Origin of the sequence: Streptomyces sp. NPDC012835, assembly GCF_042900885.1 — a bacterium.
Classification (GTDB): Bacteria; Actinomycetota; Actinomycetes; order Streptomycetales; family Streptomycetaceae; genus Streptomyces.
In genome coordinates this window covers 735,052-753,502 of the sequence record NZ_JBIBBW010000002.1, presented here as the reverse complement: position 1 = coordinate 753,502, position 18,451 = coordinate 735,052, and the positions used below count along the sequence as shown (strand labels likewise).

Below are 18,451 nucleotides of genomic sequence, written 5' to 3'. Positions count from 1 at the left end.
TCCTGGTCTTGTCGTGGCTCGGGGCAGGTGGTCGGGCGGGCCCGGCAGGCCCGCCCGACCGGCGGTCAACCGCGCCCGGGGCCAAGCGCCTTGCGGCGACTGCCGGTTCCGCCCGGCGGCAGCGCCGCGCGGGAGGGTGCCTTCTCCACCCTCGGCTGCGGCGGCGGTGCCTGCTCCAGACGGAGCGCGAGCTGCGGGCATCTGCGTACCGCGCGCTGGGCCGCGCCCTGGAGGTGCATGGGGACGTCCGCCTTCGCCGGGGTGGGGAAGCCGTCCGGGCTCATCCGGAACAGCTCGGGGAGGATGTCGGCGCACAGGCCGTGGCCCTCGCAGAGCGTCCAGTCGATCGCCAGCTTCCCGCCGCTGGGAATGGATTCCACCAGGTCCTGGTAGCCCTCGCCGGGCAGCGGCAGCACGCCGGTCGTCTCGCGCCCGCAGCCTCCGTTCAGCACATGCGCGGCGAGGTCGTCGGTGAACGCCGCCAGGGTGGAGTTGAAGAAGCGCGCCGAGCCGTCCGGGTGCTGGCAGGCGCCGCGCGCCTTGACCGCCTGGACGACCGCGCGCAGCGCCTCCAGCGATGCCTGGCCACCACCGTTGATCACGTCGGAGAGGCCGCCGGCGGCGGCGGGCAGCCCGAGCTTGCACGGGCCGCACTGGCCGGCGCTCTCGGCCGCGAGCCAGTTGGCGACCCGCAGCGCCTCGCCCAGCGGACAGGTCTCGGGCCCGATCGGCAGGATCGCCCCGGCGCCCAGCGCGCCGCCCAGGGACTTGAAGGACTTCTTCGAGATGACGGCCTCGTGGGCGGAGACGGCGTCCATCCAGTCGCCGTGGTACCCGCCGGTCAGCACCCCCTGCGGCATCGGCGGGGCACCGGCCATCTGGAGGATGTAGCGCAGCGGGACGCCGGTCGGAGCCTCGATGACCATGGGACGGGCGACCGCTCCCGAGAGGGTCAGCAGGACCGTGCCGGGCTCGTCCTCCAGCCCCGTGTGCGTATAGCGGCGGGCGCCGATCCGCGCGCCGACGGCCAGCTGGGCGAAGGTCTCGGCGTTGGACAGCAGGGTCGGCAGGCCGCCGACGCCCGACTCGGCGGCGCGTTCACGCCGGCCGGGCGGCTTGGCGGGGCCACCGCCGATCGCGCGGATCAGGGAGGACGCCTCCCCCGAGACCATGCGCTCGGGCGTCCGGACCACCTTGGCCCGCAGCGCCTGCCCGCGCCGGTCGGACAGCCCGCGCTCGGCGAGCGCCGCGCGGATCGACACCTCGGTGGAGTTACGGGTGACCGCGATGACCAGCGTGCGCGCGCCGAGCGCCTCGGCGGCCAGCAGCGCGCCGTCGAGGATGAGGTGCGGGGCCCGGTTGAGCATCACGGTGTCCTTGCGGCACGGCGGCTCGCCCTCACTGCCGTTGACGACGACGACCGGCCGTACCCCGCGACGGATCGCGGACTTGGCGACGGCGCGCAGCTTCCGGTGGAACGGGAAGCCGGCGCCGCCCCGGCCGGTCAGGGATATGTTCTCGGCCAGTTGGGCGAGCCGCTCGCCGGTCATGGCTTCGAGCGGGCCGTGCACCTTGAGGTGCATGGGCAGATCGAGGCGTTCGACCAGGTCGAAGCCCTGCGTCAGCTGGGGCAGGCCGACGACACGGACTTCGGGGACATCGGGGAGTGGGGCATTCACGGTCGGTCTCCTGCGGGTGCGTTCCAGGGTTCCCCGGCCGGGGGCTGTTGGACGGGACCGGGAGCGGGGTCGGTCGCGCCGTACGCGGACCGCCGTGGGTAGGGATCGGGCGCGGCCCTGCCCTGCCCGCCGGGGGCGCCGCCGTCGTGGGCGGGGAACGCGCCGCTGTCGTAGGGAGCGGCGGTGCCCGGGGTGTACGGCGGCAGCGGACCGGTGTCGTACGAGGCGGGCGTGGTGGTGCCGTAGGGCGAGGCACCGGTGGGTCCGTAGGGGGACGCGCCGCCGGGCCCGTAGGGGGTGGCGGGGTCGTACGGGGGAGTGGCGCCCGTGCCGTACGACGGGAAGGGGCCCGGCTCGTACGGTTCGGGGGCGTCGGGGTCGTACGGGGGCGGCCTGCCCCGGTCGTACGGCTGGCCCGCCGCCGGGTCGTACCGCGGGGCGGCGCCGGTGTCGTACGGCCGCGGGTCCGCCCCCGCTCCGTACGGCTGGTTCCCGCCGGTGCCGTACGGGGGGACGGCGCCGGTGTCGTACGGGGCGGGGGCGGGCTGGGCGAACGCCTGGCCGGGCGGAGGGGGCATCGGGGCGGGCCAGGAGCCGCCCCGGCCGGCCGGCTCGTTCTGGACGACCGGGATCTCGTCGGTCATGAGGACGCGCTCGGCGAGCGGTATGTCGCCGCCCGGCGGGCCGCCCCGCCGCGAGCCGGCCGGGGCGCCGGGCGTGACCGGCATCCGGGCGGTGGCGTCACCGCCCCGCGCGACCGCGCGGTAGCCGGCCGACAGACCCGTACCGGAATCCGTGCCGTCGGACTCCGGGCCCGTGAACGCCTGGCCGCCGCGCGGCGCGATGAAGGTATCCGCCAGGGGGTCGGCTCCGGGGCGCGGCAGGGGATCGGCCATCGGCCGCGTCGCCTCGTACAGCGGTGGCGACGGCGCGGGAAGCCGCGGCGGGGTGCGGGGCGCGTCGAGCGGGACTCCTCCGGACGGCGTGGGGACGGCGGACCCGCGCTCCCGCCCCGGCCGGTACTCGCGCTGCGGCGGGATGCCCGTGGCGCCGGGCAGGGGGTCCGCCAGCAGGTCGCGCCGCGTCGCCCTGGACTCCCGGGGATCGGCCTCGGCGCCCGTCACTGAGATGACCCGCTCGGCGAGGCGGCGCTGGGTCTCGCCGGGCAGCAGACGCAGCGAGACGACACCGGCCACACCGATCATGACGGTCGAGTACATGACCGTGACATAGGTGGCCGCGGGCCGGCCCGTGAACAGCCCGTGCACCATGGCGAAACACCAGGCGGGATAGGCCACCATGTGGATGGCCCGCCATTTGTACGCGAAGGTGCCGGGCAGCGAGAAGACGCTGCGCGCGGCGCCGGTGGTGGCGGCGACGACCATCAGCAGCCCGGCCGTCGAGCCGAAGCCGATGAGTCCGTTCGTACCGGTGATGCCGAGTCCGAACGGCAACAGCGCCCCGATCAGAGCCACTTTGCCGAGCGAGATCTTGATGCTGACATGCAGCAGGAGGAAGCCGAGCGAGGCGACCGCGGTGGCCCGGTGGACTCCCTGGGCGACCAGACGGTGGCGCGGTGAGAGCAGCAGCCTGTCGGTGGCTATCAGGCCCCAGACGACGGCCCCTGACAGCGACAGCAGGGACAGCACACCGGCGCCGAAGTCGATGAAGGCGCGGAAGGCGTCACCTCCCACGACGGCGAGCAGGGGTACCAGCACCAGCGCGGCGACGGTCGCCACGCCGGAGATCTGCCGGCTCCTGCCGACGTCCGAGCCGAGCGACGAGCCAAGCGTGCGAAGAGGGTTCATAGGGGGGCAACTCCGAAGGGCTCGGGAAAGCGGTCCCGGTGCGGCATGCTAAGTGGCGCCATACCGGGCAGCACTCGGATTGCGGGTTTAGCCGAGTGAAGGTGAGCTATCCGACTCCTGAGTTGCCCGGATGGAGGCGATACGCGCGGAAAGGCAGCCGTCCCGGCACTCCCTTCGCGACCCCCTGGGCCCGTCCGGCAGTCTCTCTCAACGTCCTCTGTCAACCTCTTGCCCCCTCCTGGCGCGGATTCTCCGCATTCTCTCCTCATCCTCTCCCTGCCCCTGCACCCTCTTGTTCGCTCCCGCGTCCGGTTGTACGGTCGCGGGCCGCTCCTTGTTCGCTTCTCGCCCGTTCTTCTTCGTCACCTCTGCTCCGCCGTCCTCCTCGCCGCTGTTTTCGCCGCCCGGGTCCGCCGTGTCTCTCCGTGGTCCGTTCTCGCCGTACCTCTCCGCCGTCCGTTCTCGCCGCCGCGGGCTGGGGGCGGGTCGTCGCGTGATACGTCCGTGCGTGCTGTCCGGGCGCTGCGGTACCCTGGCGCCATGCGTGCCGTACGCCTTCTGCTTAGCGGGCCGCGCTGATCAGTCCCGACGGATGAGAGATCCGGTCGGAATCGGCGCGGCGGTCCCTCCTGGGTGAGGGGCCTTTTTCGTTCACCGACGAACGTGGTGCACCGACGAGCACGGTCATCCGCTGAACGGCACAGCCGAGTCCGCTGGCAGAGACGACCGATGGAGCTTCAGAGAACATGAGCGAGACCAATCCCGCCGCCGCCGAGCCGGTGGCGCCGCACCGCTACACCTCCGCCATGGCCGCCGACATCGAGGCGCGCTGGCAGGGCTTCTGGGACGCCGACGGCACGTACGAGGCACCGAACCCGACGGGTGAGCTGGCCGGCGACCCCGAGCTGGCCGCGAAGCCCAAGAAATTCGTCATGGACATGTTCCCCTACCCGTCCGGCAGCGGGCTCCACGTGGGACATCCGCTGGGCTACATCGCCACCGACGTGTTCGCCCGCCACCAGCGCATGACCGGGCACAACGTCCTGCACACACTCGGATTCGACGCCTTCGGCCTGCCCGCCGAGCAGTACGCCGTCCAGACCGGCACGCACCCCCGCGCCTCCACCGAGGCCAACATGGAGAACATGAAGGTCCAGCTGCGCCGGCTGGGCCTGGGCCACGACAAGCGCCGCTCCTTCGCGACGATCGACCCGGACTACTACAAGTGGACCCAGTGGATCTTCGTACAGATCTTCAACTCCTGGTACGACAGGGACGCCGACCGGGCCCGCCCCATCGACACGCTGGTGGCGCAGTTCGACAGCGGGCAGCGCGCGACGCCCGACGGGCGCCCCTGGAGTGAGCTGAGCGCCGCCGAGCGCGCCGACGTGCTGGGCGGATACCGGCTGGCGTACGCCTCGGACGCGCCCGTCAACTGGGCCCCCGGCCTCGGCACCGTCCTGGCCAACGAGGAGGTCACCGCCGACGGCCGCTCCGAGCGCGGCAACTTCCCCGTCTTCAAGGCGAAGCTGCGCCAGTGGAACATGCGGATCACCGCCTACGCCGACCGGCTGATCGACGATCTGGACGAGCTGGACTGGCCGGAGGCCATCAAGCTCCAGCAGCGCAACTGGATCGGCCGCAGCGAGGGCGCGCGCGTCGACTTCCAGGTCGGTGGCGCGGGCGCGATCACGGTCTTCACGACCCGTCAGGACACGCTGTTCGGCGCCACCTACATGGTGCTGGCTCCGGAGCACGAGCTGGTCGAGTCGATCGTGCCGGCCGCCTGGCCGGAATCCACGCACGAGGCGTGGACGGGCGGTCACGCGACCCCCGCCGAGGCCGTCGCCGCCTACCGCAAGCAGGCCGCTTCGAAATCCGACGTCGAGCGGCAGGCCGAGGCCAAGGACAAGACCGGCGTCTTCACCGGCGCGTACGCGACCAACCCGGTCAGTGGCGAGCCGGTGCCGGTCTTCATCGCCGACTACGTGCTGATGGGGTACGGGACGGGCGCGATCATGGCCGTCCCGGCGCACGACAGCCGTGACTTCGCCTTCGCCCGCGCCTTCGAGCTGCCGATGCGCTGCGTGGTGGAGCCCTCGGACGACCGCGGCACCGACCCGGCCACCTGGGACGACGCGTTCTCCTCGTACGACGCGAAGCTCGTCAACTCGACGGGCGCCGGTATCTCGCTGGACGGCCTGGACGTCGCCGAGGCGAAGGCGCGCATCACCGACTGGCTGACCGGACGCGGCATCGGCGAGGGCACCGTCAACTTCCGGCTGCGCGACTGGCTGTTCAGCCGCCAGCGGTACTGGGGCGAGCCCTTCCCGATCGTCTACGACGAGGACGGCACCGCGCACTCCCTGCCCGAGTCGATGCTGCCGCTGGAGCTGCCCGAGGTCGACGACTACTCGCCGCGCACCTTCGCCCCGGACGACGCCGACACCCAGCCGGAGACGCCGCTGTCGCGGAACGCGGACTGGGTGGATGTCGAGCTGGACCTCGGGCGGGGCGAGGGCGTCAAGCGCTACCGGCGCGAGACCAACACCATGCCGAACTGGGCCGGTTCCTGCTGGTACGAGCTGCGCTACCTGGACCCGCACAACAGCGAGAAGCTGGTCGACCCGGCCATCGAGCAGTACTGGATGGGCCCGCGCGAGGGGCAGCCGCACGGTGGCGTCGACCTGTATGTGGGCGGCGCGGAACACGCCGTACTGCACCTGCTGTACGCGCGGTTCTGGTCCAAGGTGCTCTACGACCTGGGACACATCTCCTCGGACGAGCCGTTCCACAAGCTGTACAACCAGGGCATGATCCAGGCTTTCGTGTACCGCGACAGCCGTGGCATCGCGGTACCGGCGGCCGAGGTCGAGGAGCGGGACGGCGGCTACTGGTACGGGGGCGAGAAGGTCAGCCGGGTCCTGGGCAAGATGGGCAAGTCCCTGAAGAACGCGGTCACCCCGGACGAGATCTTCGCCGAGTACGGCGCGGACACACTGCGGCTGTACGAGATGGCGATGGGCCCCCTGGACGTCTCGCGGCCGTGGGACACGCGCGCCGTGGTCGGTCAGTACCGCCTGTTGCAGCGGCTGTGGCGCAATGTGATCGACGAGACGACCGGCGAGGTCACCGTCGTGGACGCCGAGCCGGACGAGGAGACGCTGCGCGCGCTGCACAAGGCGATCGACGGCGTCGCCCAGGACATGACGGCGCTGCGCTTCAACACGGCCATCGCCAAGGTCACCGAGCTGAACAACCACCTGACCAAGACGGGCGGCCCGCTCGCGCGGTCGGTCGCCGAGCCGCTGGTGCTGCTGATCGCGCCGCTGGCGCCGCACATCGCCGAGGAGCTGTGGCGGAAGCTGGGCCACGGCGAATCGGTCGTGCACCAGGACTTCCCGGTCGCGGACCCGGCGTACGTCGTGGACGAGACCGTGACCTGTGTCGTGCAGGTCAAGGGCAAGGTCAAGGCCCGGCTGGAGGTCTCCCCGTCGATCACGGACGCGGAGCTGGAGGCGCTGGCGCTGGGGGACGCGGGTGTGGTCGCGGCGCTGGGCGGGGCGGGAATCCGGAAGGTGATCGTGCGGGCGCCGAAGCTGGTGAACATCGTTCCGGCGTAGCGGGTTCGCTCCGGGGCGGGGGCCGGGGTCACTCTCTCCTGCTCCGGGGCGGGGCCGGGGCCATCCCTGCTGCGGGGCGGGGCCGGGGTCATCCCTGCTTCGGGGCGGGGGGCCGGGGCCATTCCCTGCTGCGGGCCGAAGGCGTGGTTGTCTGACGCAGGGCCCCGCCGCCGTCTGATATGCGGCCGCCGTCTGATGTTGGGCCGGCAGGTGGTGGTGCTTGCCGGCCGGCCCGCAGGTGGTGGCGCTTACCGGCCTTACCGGCCCAGGGCTTTCCCCTACGGGCAGGTTGGGGGTTCCGACGGGACCCACGGCCTGCCCGTTCGGTTTACGGTGGAGGGAGCGGCGGGGCCGGTTCACGGCCGCCGCGGGACCGGACCGACGGAGAAGGGGCGTCCATGGAAGCCGCGATCATTATCATTGCGCTTCTCTTCGTCGTGTTCATGGCGTTGGGGGTCTACGCGGGCGTCAAGGCGATCGGCGCCGCCAAGCGTGGTGTGGACCGCACGATCGGCCAGGCGCGCCGCACGGTGGAGGACACCACGCTGCGGGCGAGGAGCTTCGGACAGGTGGGGACGGGCGCCGAGCTGGCCCAGCTCCGGCTCAGGCTGCGCACCTCGATGCGGGCCACGCAGGACGCGCTTGAGGCGGCCGTCGGCGAGGACGCCTCGCTGTCGGAGTCGATAGGTCTGTTCCGGCGGCTGAGCGCGCACGGCCGTGAGCTGGACGACGAGCTGCGGCACTTGGAGCGGGACCCGGACCGCGCCATGGTCGGCAGGCGGCTGGCCGAGCTGCGCGAGCGCACCGACCGGATCACGCACTCGGCGGATTCACTGCGCTGGGCGGCGCGGGACCGGGCGCGGAAGTTCGCGGAGGACGACCTGTCGTCGCTGAGCACGGAGATCGACATGGAGTCGGGCGCGCTGCGGCACTGGACTCAGGCGCCCGAGCAGGAGATGGAGCCGGAGCGGCAGCGGCGGTCGGGGCCGGGCGGGGCGACGGGCGCCGAGTGGGGCGCGTCGTCGGACACCGAAGCGGCCGACCGGGCGCTCGACCCGCCGGCCTCGCGGTGGGGGACCACGTACCCCTGGCAGAAGCCCGACCGGCGGCAGGCCAGGCCGGAGGCGACGAACTGACACCGGCGGTGGCGGGGGCGCGCGGAGCGTGGGTCGATCTTCGGGACGGGGGCGGGCTGCCGGGTGGCGACGCCGACGGGTAACCTCCGGCTCATGTCCCGCCATGTCGCGATCGTCACCGATTCCACGGCCTACCTGCCGCCCCAGGCGATGGAGCGGCACGGCATCACATCGGTCCCGCTGACGGTCGTGCTCGGGGACCGCGCGTTCGAGGAGGGCACCGAGATCTCGGCGCGCTCGCTGGCTCTCGCGCTTCAGAAGCGGCGTTCGGTGACCACCTCGCGCCCGAGCCCCGAGGTCTTCGCCGCCGCGTACCGCGCGGCGGCCGAGGGCGGTGCGAGCGCGATCGTCTCGCTGCATCTGTCGGCGGAGTTCTCCGGGACGTACGACGCCGCCGTACTGGCCGCGCGGGACGCCCCCGTGCCGGTGCGGGTGGTGGACACGGGAATGGTGGCGATGGCGCTGGGGTTCTGCGCGCTGGCCGCCGCCGAGGTCGTGGAGGGGGACGGCACGCCGGACGAGGCGGTGGCCGCCGCCGAGAAGCGGGCCGCCGGCACATCCGCGTATTTCTATGTCGACACCCTGGACTATCTGCGCAGGGGTGGCCGTATCGGCACCGCGCAGGCGCTGTTGGGGTCGGCGCTGGCGGTGAAGCCACTGCTGCAACTGGACGACGGGCGCATCGAGCTGCTGGAGAAGGTGCGTACGGCGTCTAAGGCCGTGGCGCGGCTGGAGGAGATCGTCGCCGAGCGTGCCGGTACGAGCCCCGTGGACATCGCGGTGCACCACTTGGCGGCGCAGGACCGGGCCACGGCGCTCGCCGACCGACTGCGCGAGCGGGTGCCGGGTCTGGTGGATCTGCATATGAGCGAGGTCGGGGCGGTGATCGGTGCTCATACGGGGCCGGGGCTGCTGGGGGCCGTGATCTCACCGCGTTGACGAGTCGGCGCGGACTGCCACCCAAACGGGTAACAGCCCCACCCGATCGGGTGGCCGAGTTTTCCACAACCAGCTTGTTATCCACGGGATTTGGGCCTGCTCGGCGGATTCACGCGGATGTGCCTACCGTCTGGTGGCATGGCACTTCGAACACGCTCCGTAACCAGCGGTCCAGGTAGGGGACCCGGCTCCGACGGCCGGGCCCGTCACGGGCGAGCCCGCCGTGACCGCGCCCCGCTCGGTCGCGTACGCACCCGTCGGTGGTCTGCGCCGACCCGTGCGGGTGGCCCGGACGGCTTGTCTCCGGCGGCGGCCCCGGCCTCGGCTCCGGATTCGGCTGCGGCCCCGGATTCGGCTTCGGCGCAGGCCCCGGCTGCCGAGCCGGGCCTCTCTGCGGCGCCGAGCCCTCCTGCCTCGCCCGCCCGGCCTCCTGCGCCTGCGCCGGCGCCACCGCTGGCGCCTCCGTCCCCGGTGGAGGCGCGGCGGCGGGCGGAGGCGCTCTTCGCCAGTGCCGCCGTCAAGGAGACCGACCAGGACGAGCAGGCGGGCGGCGCCCCGGCGGCGGCCCGGGGGCGCGGGTGGGCGGTGGCCTCGGCGGTGCGTGACCGGCTGCCGATGTGGATCCAGCTCCGATGCGGCCTCGAACCGAAGACGCTCGGTGCGCTGGCGGTGGTCCTGGCCGTGGCCGCGACGCTCGCCGCCCAGCACTTCTGGACCGCCCGGCCGCAGTCCGTGCGGGTCCCGGAGACGGTCGGCGCCGAGGTCCCGGCGTCCGGTGAGGCTCCGCGCGCCGTACCGGAAGGGCCCCGGCCGCTGCCGATGGCGCAGCAGCCCTCTCCGGCCGAGGCGGTCCGGGTCGTGGTCGATGTCGGCGGCGAGGTGCGGCGGCCCGGGGTGCTGCGGCTGCCGCAGGGTTCGCGGGTCGCCGACGCCCTGCACGCGGCGGGCGGGGTCAAGCCCGGCACGGACCTGACCGGGCTGAACCGGGCACGGGTGTTGGTGGACGGCGAACAGCTGGTCGTGGACGGCCGGGCGCCCGCCGAACCGCCCCCCGCCGGGACGGGTGCGGGAGCCGTCGGCGCGGTGGGCGTCGCCGGGGTCGGCGGGGTGGCGGAAGCGGGCGCCGGCACGGCGGGCGGACCGCTGAGCCTCAACACGGCCACGCCGGAGCAGTTCGACACGCTCCCCGGTGTCGGCCCCGTCCTGGCCCAGCGCATCGTGGACTACCGCACGCGGCACGGCGGCTTCCGGTCCGTGGACGAACTCCGTGAGGTCAGCGGCATCGGAGACCGCAGGTTCGCCGACCTCCAGCCTCTGGTACGGCCATGACGCGCTCCGCGGTCCACGCGGCGGCCGGGCACCGCCTTGGCTCGTCCAACCCCCGCCAGGAGGGGCCGGCCGATCTCCGGCTCATCCCGCTGGCCCTCGCGACCTGGGGCGCGGCGGCCCTGGCTCTGAGCGCCCCGGCGCACTGGACCGTCGTCGGTGTGCTGTTGTGCGCGGCGGGCGCCGGGCTGTTCCTGATCCGGTCCGCGGCGGCGCCCGGACGGCTCCGGCCGGGCGCGGTGGCCGTTGCGGGAGCGCTGCTGTGCGCGGCGGCCGGAGCCGCCTCCGCCGGACTGCACGGCGCGGATCTGCGCCGCGGACCGGTCCCCGCCCTGGCGGAGCGGTACGCCCGGGTCACCGCGGAGGCGACCGTCACCTCCGATCCCCGGCCCACGCGCCCGAGGGCGCGCGGCGACGGGCCCGCACAGGCGGGGTTCGTCATCGACGCGGACATCGAGCGGGTGACACCGTCCGACGGCCGGAGCACCACGGTCCGCACGCCCGTCCTGCTCATCGTCGCTCCGGGTGAGGACGCCGAGCGCTGGCAGCGGCTGCTGCCCTCCACCCGGCTGGCGGTGGCCGGACGCCTCTCGCCGCCGTCGTACGCGGACGACCGCTACGCCGCCGCGCTCCGCGTGGAGGCGAAGGGGCCGCCGAGGATCACCGGACCGCCGACCCTGGTCCAGCGCACGGCCGGGAAGCTGCGGGCCGGTCTGCGCGAGGCGACCGAGGGACTGCCGTCCGACGCGCGGGCCCTGCTGCCGGGACTGGTCGTCGGCGACACCTCGCGGGTGGCGCCCGAGCTGCACGAGGCGTTCGCGGCGACCGATCTGCTGCACCTGATGGCTGTCTCCGGCAGCAATCTGACCATCGTGCTGGCCCTGCTGATCGGGCCTCCCGGCCTGGCCGGGCGAGCCGAACGGCGCGGCCTCGCACCACGCCTGGGGATCTCGCTGCGCTCCACGGCGCTGCTCGGCGGGGCGCTCACGCTCGGGTTCGTGGTCGTCTGCCGGCCCGAGCCCAGTGTGCTGCGGGCCGCCGCCTGCGGGCTGATCACCCTGCTCGCCATCGGCACGGGTCGCCGCAGGACACTGCTGCCCGCGCTGGCCGCCGCCGTACTGCTGCTGGTGCTGTACGACCCCTGGCTGGCCCGCAGTTACGGATTCCTCCTCTCCGCCCTTGCCACCGGCGCCCTGCTCACCATCGGGCCCCGGTGGAGCGCCGCCCTCATCCGGCGCGGGGTACCGCCGAGGCTCGCGGAGGTGCTGGCCGCCGCCGGCTCGGCGCAAGCCGTGTGCGCGCCCGTGGTCGCCGTGTTCGCGGCCAGGGTCGGGCTGGTGGCCGTCCCGTGCAACCTCCTGGCCGAACTGGCGGTCGCTCCCGCCACGGTCCTCGGCTTCGCCGCGCTCGCCGCCGCGCCGCTGTCGCTGCCCGTGGCCGAGGCGCTGGCCCGGGTCGCGGGCTGGCCCGCCGGCTGGATCGGCTCCGTCGCCCGGGGCGGCGCCGCCCTGCCGGGAGCGCAGATCACCTGGCCGGGCGGCTGGTGGGGCGGGCTGCTGCTCGCGGTGGTGACCGCGCTCGTCCTGCTCGCGGGGCGGCGGATCGCGCGCCGTCCCTGGGCGGCCGCCGGGTGCGCCGTCCTGCTGCTGCTCGCGGTGGTGCGGCCGCCGCCGATCGGCCGGATCGTCAGCGGCTGGCCGCCGCCCGCGTGGTCGCTCGCGATGTGCGACGTCGGACAGGGCGACGCCACCGTGCTCGCGACGGGCGACGGATCGGCGGTCGTCGTGGACGCCGGTCCCGACCCCGGGCCCGCCGACCGCTGTCTGCGGGACCTCGGCGTCACACGGGTGCCGTTGCTGCTGCTCACGCACTTCCACGCCGACCACGTCGCCGGGCTGCCCGGTGTGCTGCGCGGCAGATCGGTCGGTGTGATCCAGACGACGGTCTTCGAGGATCCGCCGGACCAGGCCGCGTTCGTCCGCAGGGCGGCGGCCGAGGCGCGGGTGCCGGTGGTCAGGGCGGAACCGGGGGAGCGGCGCCGCAGTGGGCCGCTGAGCTGGTGGGTCCTGTGGCCGGGGCCCGGTACGGAGCCGGGCGTCGGGCCGAACGACGCCAGCGTCGCCCTGTTCGTACGGATCTCCGGCGGCCCGACCGTTCTGCTCCTCGGCGATCTCGAACCGCCCGCGCAGCGTGGCCTGTCGCGGGCCCACCCGACGCTGCCCCCGGTCGATGTGCTCAAGGTCGCCCACCACGGTTCCCGTCACCAGGACCCGGCACTGCTGAGCGCCGTACGCCCCCGGCTCGCCCTGATCTCCGTCGGGCGGGACAACACCTACGGCCATCCATCACCTCTCACGGTCGGTGCGCTGCGGGCCGGGGGAGCGGCGGTGCTGCGCACGGACACCGACGGGCCGATCGCGGTGGTGGGCGCCGGAGCCGGTCTGCGGGCGGTGCCCCGTGACCCCGGGACCCCGGCCGCAGGTCCGTAGCGGCATGTAACAGAAGTCCTAAACCTCTCGGTATGTTTGCTCCGAACACCACAAGGGTGATCGAATGCCTTTTCGTTATGGGCTGCCGCCGCGACGAGGACGTCGTGCCTGTGCGGCCCCGCAGAGCTCGACCGCACAGGGGTACGCACACCATGATCAGCCGCCTTCTCGGCCGACGGACGGCCGCTCACCCGAAGAACGACCCGCTCGCGGGACTCTCCGTACCGTCCGGTGCCGGCCTGCTCAGCTGCCGGGTGCTCGACCCGGTCAACGCGCCCATCGCACAGGCCGAGTTCACGGTGAGCGACAGCAACGGCCGGAAGGTGGTGACCGGCGAGACCGATCCGTTCGGCATGCTGGTGGCGATGGTCCCCTTCGGGGAGTACCGGCTGGCGGTCTCGGCCGACAGCTTCACCCCGTACCGGGGGACCGTGTCGGTCGTCAGCAGCGGCGAGCACAGCGGGGTCGGCGACATCACCCTCCAGGTGGCACCCTCGCTCCCGCTGCCCGCCCCGGGCGACTGGGAGATCGAGCCGGCCCACTCCCGGATCGGCTTCATCGCCCGCCACATCGGGCTCGCCCGGGTGCACGGCCGGTTCGACAACTTCGCCGGGGCGGTCCGGATCGGCGAGACGATGGAGCAGTCGGCCATGCACGTCGTCATCGGTGCCGCGTCGATCGACACCAGTGTGCAGATGCGCGACGACCATCTGCGGTCCGCCGACTTCCTCGACGTGGACAACTTCCCGACGCTGGAGTTCTACAGCGACCGCTTCGGACACCGCGGCGGCAACAACTGGGCGATCACCGGAGCCCTCACGCTCCACGGCGTCACCCGCACGGTCGCCCTCGACGCCCAGTACCTCGGCATAGGCAACGGCATGGAGGGCGAGACCCGCGCGGCCGTCCGCGCCACCACCGAGCTGCACCGCGAGGACTACACCGTCAACTGGCAGTCCATGCTGGCCCGTGGCATCGCCGTCGTCGGCTCCAGCATCAAGATCGAGATGGACATCCAGATCGTCCCCAAGAGCTGACCACCGCGGCCGACTGGAAGGATGCGGCTGTGAGCGATGTGAGACACGTACTGGTGCTGCCCGACCGTGACGCGGCGGAAGAGGTCGCGCGGTCCCTGGGGGAGCGGTTCGCGGTGACCGAGGAGCCGCAGTTGGTACGGGACGCCCTGGCCGGTGAGGACGACGCCGAGGACGCCCAGTGGCTGGTGGTCCTGGAGGACCCCGAGGGGCGGTTCGACCCCGCCGAGCTGGACGACTTCGTCGCCGACTGGGAGGGCTGGCGGGAAGCACCGTAGCCGGTCCCCGCCGAGCGGCACCGGCCGTCGGCCGAGTGTCGGTGGGCCGTGCGATGCTGGACCGCGATGGCCACCAGAAAAGCTTCCACCGACGATCCGCTCGCCCCGCTCACCCTCGCCGTGGGCCAGGAGGACCTGCTGCTCGACCGTGCCGTGCAGCAGGTGGTGGCGGCGGCCCGCGCCTCCGACGCCGACACCGACGTACGCGACCTCAGCTCCGACCAGCTTCAGCCCGGCACCCTCGCCGAGCTGACCAGCCCGTCGCTCTTCGCCGAGCGCAAGGTCGTCGTCGTGCGGAACGCGCATGACCTCTCCGCCGACACGATCAAGGACGTCAAGGCGTATCTGGACGCGCCGGCCGAGGAGATCACCCTCGTCCTGCTGCACGCGGGAGGCGCCAAGGGCAAGGGCCTGCTGGACGCCGCCCGCAAGGCGGGCGCCCGCGAAGTGCCCTGCCCGAAGACGACCAAGCCGGCGGAGCGGCTCACCTTCGTCCGCTCGGAGTTCCGCGCGGTGGGCCGCTCGGCCACGCCCGAGGCGTGCCAGGCGCTGGTCGACGCGATCGGCAGCGACCTGCGGGAGCTGGCGAGCGCCGTCTCGCAGCTCGCCGCTGACGTGGAGGGCACCATCGACGAGGCGGTCGTCGGGCGCTACTACACGGGCCGCGCCGAGGCGTCCAGCTTCAACGTGGCCGACCGCGCCGTGGAGGGCCGGGCCGCCGAGGCCCTCGAAGCGCTCCGCTGGTCGCTGTCGACCGGTGTGGCGCCCGTACTGATCACCAGCGCGCTCGCCCAGGGCGTACGGGCCATCGGCAAGCTCTCGTCGGCCCGCGGCGGCCGGCCCGCCGATCTCGCGCGGGAGCTGGGAATGCCCCCGTGGAAGATCGACCGGGTGCGCCAGCAGATGCGCGGCTGGACCCCGGACGGGGTCGCCACGGCGCTGCGGGCCGTCGCCGAGGCCGACGCGGGCGTCAAGGGCGGTGGCGACGACCCTGAGTACGCGCTGGAGAAGGCCGTCGTCGCGATCGCCCGCGCCGCCCGCGCGAACCGCTAGCCGCGGCTCGGGGCCGGGAATCCGGCCCCCCGGAGCATGTCCGGCCCCCGGAGCATGTCCGGACCGGGTACGCCGCTCCTCGCCGTACCCGTAGCGGACCGCCGGGCCGGGAGCCCCGGCCACCCGCCCCGGCCACCCGCACCGGCCACCCGCACCGGCCACCCGCACCGGGCCGGGGCGCACGGCCATCCGCGCACGGCCATCCGCGCACGGCCATCCGCGCACGGCCATCCGCACGCAGGCATCCGCGCACGGCCATCCGCGCGCAGCCATCCGCGCGCAGGCCGGACACGGCCGGAGGCCCCGGTCGCGTCCTTCCCAGGACGTGACCGGGGCCTCCGGTGTGAAAGCTGGTGAACTCGCACCCGCGTGGCGAACGCAGTCGCGTGCGAGTTCGGGGGATCGCGGTCAGGAGCGGTAGAGAGGGCCCGCTGAGTCCCTTCCGGCGATCAGATCAAGACAGAGTGCGCTCAGCCCTGGAGGGAGGCAACCTTGGAGGCCAGCGCCGACTTCTTGTTGGCGGCGGCGTTCTTGTGGATGACACCCTTCGAGACGGCCTTGTCGAGCTGGCGGGACGCCTCACGAGCGGCCACGGACGCCTTCTCGACGTCACCGGCGGCCGTCGCCTCGCGGGCCTTGCGGATCGCGGTCTTCAGCGACGACTTGACCGCCTTGTTGCGCAGGCGAGCCTTCTCGTTCGTCTTGTTCCGCTTGATCTGGGACTTGATGTTCGCCACGTTAAGAGCCTTCTCAGGTTCGGTGATTCGGTAAAACGCTGTCTGAAGCACTGTTCCGCGCCGAGATGGCACGAGACACAGCTGTCCACGGTACCAGCGACCCTCCGACCGGCCCAAACCGGGCGCAGTCCCGCACCCGTGGGACGATGGAGCCTACGTATCGATCCGAGTCGACCCGAGACGAGACGCCGCGCGTCTCAAGAATCAGGACCCTGCGTGCCCGCGACCCCCAGCCACGTGCCCGAGCCCAGCCGTACGGACCCGGCGCTGCTCCGTAACTTCTGCATCATCGCGCACATCGACCACGGCAAGTCGACGCTCGCCGACCGGATGCTCCAGCTGACCGGTGTGGTCGATCAGCGGCAGATGCGCGCCCAGTACCTCGACCGTATGGACATCGAGCGCGAGCGCGGTATCACGATCAAGTCCCAGGCGGTCCGGCTGCCCTGGGCGCCCCGTACGGGCGAGGACGAGGGCAGGACCCATGTCCTCAACATGATCGACACCCCCGGTCACGTGGACTTCACCTATGAGGTGTCCCGTTCGCTCGCCGCCTGCGAGGGCACGATCCTGCTGGTCGACGCCGCCCAGGGCATCGAGGCGCAGACACTCGCCAACCTCTATCTGGCGATGGAGAACGACCTCACCATCGTCCCGGTGCTGAACAAGATCGACCTTCCGGCCGCCCAGCCCGAGAAGTTCTCCGAGGAGCTGGCGAACCTCATCGGCTGTCAGCCGGAGGACGTCCTCAAGGTCTCCGCGAAGACCGGGGTCGGCGTGGACGCGCTGCTCGACCGCGTGGTGCGGGACGTGCCGGCGCCGGTCGGCGTCAAGGACGCCCCCGCCCGCGCGATGATCTTCGACTCCGTCTACGACTCGTACCGGGGCGTCGTCACCTACGTACGTGTGGTCGACGGCCAGCTCAACAAGCGCGAGCGCATCCGGATGATGTCCACCGGCGCCACCCACGAGCTGCTGGAGATCGGTGTCTCGTCCCCGGAGATGACCCCGGCCGACGGCATCGGCGTCGGTGAGGTGGGCTACATCATCACCGGCGTGAAGGACGTCCGTCAGTCGAAGGTGGGTGACACGATCACCACCCTCAACAAGGGCGCGACCGAGGCGCTCGGCGGCTACAAGGACCCCAAGCCGATGGTGTTCTCCGGCCTCTATCCGCTGGACGGCTCGGACTACCCCGAGCTGCGCGACGCCCTCGACAAGCTCCAGCTCAACGACGCTGCGCTGGTCTACGAGCCGGAGACCTCTGCGGCCCTCGGCTTCGGCTTCCGTGTCGGCTTCCTCGGGCTGCTGCACCTCGATGTGATCAGGGAGCGGTTGGAGCGCGAGTTCGGCCTGGATCTGATCGCCACCGCCCCCAACGTGGTCTACCGCGTTCAGATGGAGGACGGCAGCGAGCACGTCGTCACCAATCCGAGCGAGTTTCCCGAGGGCAAGATCGACTCGGTGCACGAGCCGGTCGTACGGGCCACGATCCTCGCGCCGAGCGAGTTCATCGGCTCGATCATGGAGCTGTGCCAGGCCCGCCGGGGCACCCTGCTCGGGATGGACTACCTCTCCGAGGACCGCGTGGAGATCCGCTACACGCTGCCGCTGGCGGAGATCGTCTTCGACTTCTTCGACCAGCTGAAGTCCAAGACCCGCGGCTATGCCTCGCTCGACTACGAGCCCACCGGCGAGCAGACCGCCAACCTCGTCAAGGTCGACATCCTGCTGCACGGCGACAAGGTCGACGCCTTCTCCGCGATCACCCACCGGGACCAGGCGTACGCCTACGGGGTACGGCTCGTCGCCAAGCTCCGCGAGCTCATCCCGCGCCAGGCGTTCGAGGTGCCCATCCAGGCCGCCATCGGCTCCCGGGTCATCGCCCGCGAGACGATCCGCGCCATCCGCAAGGACGTCCTCGCCAAGTGCTACGGCGGTGACATCTCCCGGAAGCGGAAGCTGCTGGAGAAGCAGAAGGAGGGCAAGAAGCGCATGAAGATGGTCGGCAGCGTGGAGGTCCCCCAGGAGGCGTTCATCGCCGTGCTCTCCAGCGACGAGTCGGCGGGCAAGGCGAAGAAGTAGCCGGACCGGACACGTACGCCGTTCGGATGGCGCGAAGCGCGCCACGCGACGGGCCCACGCGGTGGCGCGCGGGCCCGTCGCGGTACCGGCGCGAGGGGCCCGCGCCGACCGGGTACGGGGCGGCGGGCCCATGTCGTGCCGGTGCCGGGGACCGGGCGCGTACGGCCGTGCGGCACCCCGCCCGTACCGGTGCGGGAGACCATGTCCGTACCGGTACGGGGGACCGCGCGGGAACCGGCGCCATCCGGCCTCTTACGCACCGGC

The 18,451-nt window shown here is 72.8% G+C and carries 12 protein-coding genes; 9 read left to right on the top strand and 3 right to left on the bottom strand.

Features of this window, described 5'->3' with window-relative positions; all coding sequences use genetic code 11:
- Nucleotides 1-65: 65 nt before the first annotated feature.
- Both ACFY6S_RS10825 and ACFY6S_RS10820 read right to left on the bottom strand, forming a co-directional pair.
- The gene (locus ACFY6S_RS10825; RefSeq protein ID WP_388830348.1) at nt 66-1,679 is read right to left on the bottom strand and encodes an NADH-ubiquinone oxidoreductase-F iron-sulfur binding region domain-containing protein; all 1,614 of its coding nucleotides are present in this window, start codon (nt 1,677-1,679) and stop codon (nt 66-68) included.
- Nucleotides 1,676-3,487, bottom strand: coding sequence for a hypothetical protein (locus tag ACFY6S_RS10820; protein ID WP_388830351.1), 1,812 nt, complete (start codon nt 3,485-3,487; stop codon nt 1,676-1,678). The genes ACFY6S_RS10825 and ACFY6S_RS10820 overlap by 4 nt, the downstream gene beginning before the upstream one ends.
- 746 nt (nt 3,488-4,233) lie before the next feature.
- Here ACFY6S_RS10820 and leuS point away from each other — a divergent pair.
- The 8 genes from leuS (at nt 4,234) to holA (ending at nt 15,365) form a co-directional block, all read left to right on the top strand.
- On the top strand, nt 4,234-7,110 hold the full coding sequence (gene leuS / locus ACFY6S_RS10815) for a leucine--tRNA ligase (RefSeq protein ID WP_388830354.1): 2,877 nt from the start codon (nt 4,234-4,236) through the stop codon (nt 7,108-7,110).
- A 398-nt stretch (nt 7,111-7,508) separates the two neighbouring features.
- On the top strand, nt 7,509-8,246 hold the full coding sequence (locus ACFY6S_RS10810) for a hypothetical protein (protein ID WP_388830357.1): 738 nt from the start codon (nt 7,509-7,511) through the stop codon (nt 8,244-8,246).
- Nucleotides 8,247-8,339: 93 nt separating this feature from the next.
- Nucleotides 8,340-9,185, top strand: coding sequence for a DegV family protein (locus ACFY6S_RS10805; RefSeq protein ID WP_388830360.1), 846 nt, complete (start codon nt 8,340-8,342; stop codon nt 9,183-9,185).
- A gap of 471 nt (nt 9,186-9,656) precedes the next feature.
- On the top strand, nt 9,657-10,514 hold the full coding sequence (locus ACFY6S_RS10800) for a helix-hairpin-helix domain-containing protein (RefSeq protein WP_388830363.1): 858 nt from the start codon (nt 9,657-9,659) through the stop codon (nt 10,512-10,514).
- On the top strand, nt 10,511-13,000 hold the full coding sequence (locus ACFY6S_RS10795) for a ComEC/Rec2 family competence protein (protein ID WP_388830365.1): 2,490 nt from the start codon (nt 10,511-10,513) through the stop codon (nt 12,998-13,000). Before ACFY6S_RS10800 ends, ACFY6S_RS10795 begins: the two co-directional genes overlap by 4 nt.
- A 152-nt stretch (nt 13,001-13,152) precedes the next feature.
- Nucleotides 13,153-14,037 (top strand): YceI family protein, encoded by an 885-nt coding sequence (locus ACFY6S_RS10790; protein WP_388830367.1) that lies wholly within the window; start codon nt 13,153-13,155, stop codon nt 14,035-14,037.
- A 29-nt stretch (nt 14,038-14,066) separates the two neighbouring features.
- On the top strand, nt 14,067-14,312 hold the full coding sequence (locus ACFY6S_RS10785) for a hypothetical protein (protein ID WP_388830370.1): 246 nt from the start codon (nt 14,067-14,069) through the stop codon (nt 14,310-14,312).
- Nucleotides 14,313-14,378: 66 nt separating this feature from the next.
- The gene (gene holA, locus ACFY6S_RS10780; RefSeq protein ID WP_388830372.1) at nt 14,379-15,365 is read left to right on the top strand and encodes a DNA polymerase III subunit delta; all 987 of its coding nucleotides are present in this window, start codon (nt 14,379-14,381) and stop codon (nt 15,363-15,365) included.
- A gap of 470 nt (nt 15,366-15,835) precedes the next feature.
- On the opposite strand, the gene rpsT is transcribed toward holA, so the two are convergent.
- Nucleotides 15,836-16,102, bottom strand: a complete 267-nt coding sequence (gene rpsT, locus ACFY6S_RS10775; protein ID WP_388830375.1) for a 30S ribosomal protein S20 — start codon at nt 16,100-16,102, stop codon at nt 15,836-15,838.
- 216 nt (nt 16,103-16,318) lie between these two features.
- Between rpsT and lepA the strand changes: the two genes are divergently transcribed.
- The gene (gene lepA / locus ACFY6S_RS10770) at nt 16,319-18,187 is read left to right on the top strand and encodes a translation elongation factor 4 (RefSeq protein ID WP_388830378.1); all 1,869 of its coding nucleotides are present in this window, start codon (nt 16,319-16,321) and stop codon (nt 18,185-18,187) included.
- The last annotated feature ends 264 nt before the right edge of the window (nt 18,188-18,451 follow it).

Coding starts and splice junctions, on each gene's coding strand:
- ACFY6S_RS10805 (WP_388830360.1), top strand. CDS start 8,340: ATGTCCCGCCATGTCGCGATCGTCACCGATTCCACGGCCTACCTGCCG.
- ACFY6S_RS10820 (WP_388830351.1), bottom strand. CDS start 3,487: ATGAACCCTCTTCGCACGCTTGGCTCGTCGCTCGGCTCGGACGTCGGC.
- ACFY6S_RS10795 (WP_388830365.1), top strand. CDS start 10,511: ATGACGCGCTCCGCGGTCCACGCGGCGGCCGGGCACCGCCTTGGCTCG.
- ACFY6S_RS10810 (WP_388830357.1), top strand. CDS start 7,509: ATGGAAGCCGCGATCATTATCATTGCGCTTCTCTTCGTCGTGTTCATG.
- leuS (WP_388830354.1), top strand. CDS start 4,234: ATGAGCGAGACCAATCCCGCCGCCGCCGAGCCGGTGGCGCCGCACCGC.
- holA (WP_388830372.1), top strand. CDS start 14,379: ATGGCCACCAGAAAAGCTTCCACCGACGATCCGCTCGCCCCGCTCACC.
- ACFY6S_RS10790 (WP_388830367.1), top strand. CDS start 13,153: ATGATCAGCCGCCTTCTCGGCCGACGGACGGCCGCTCACCCGAAGAAC.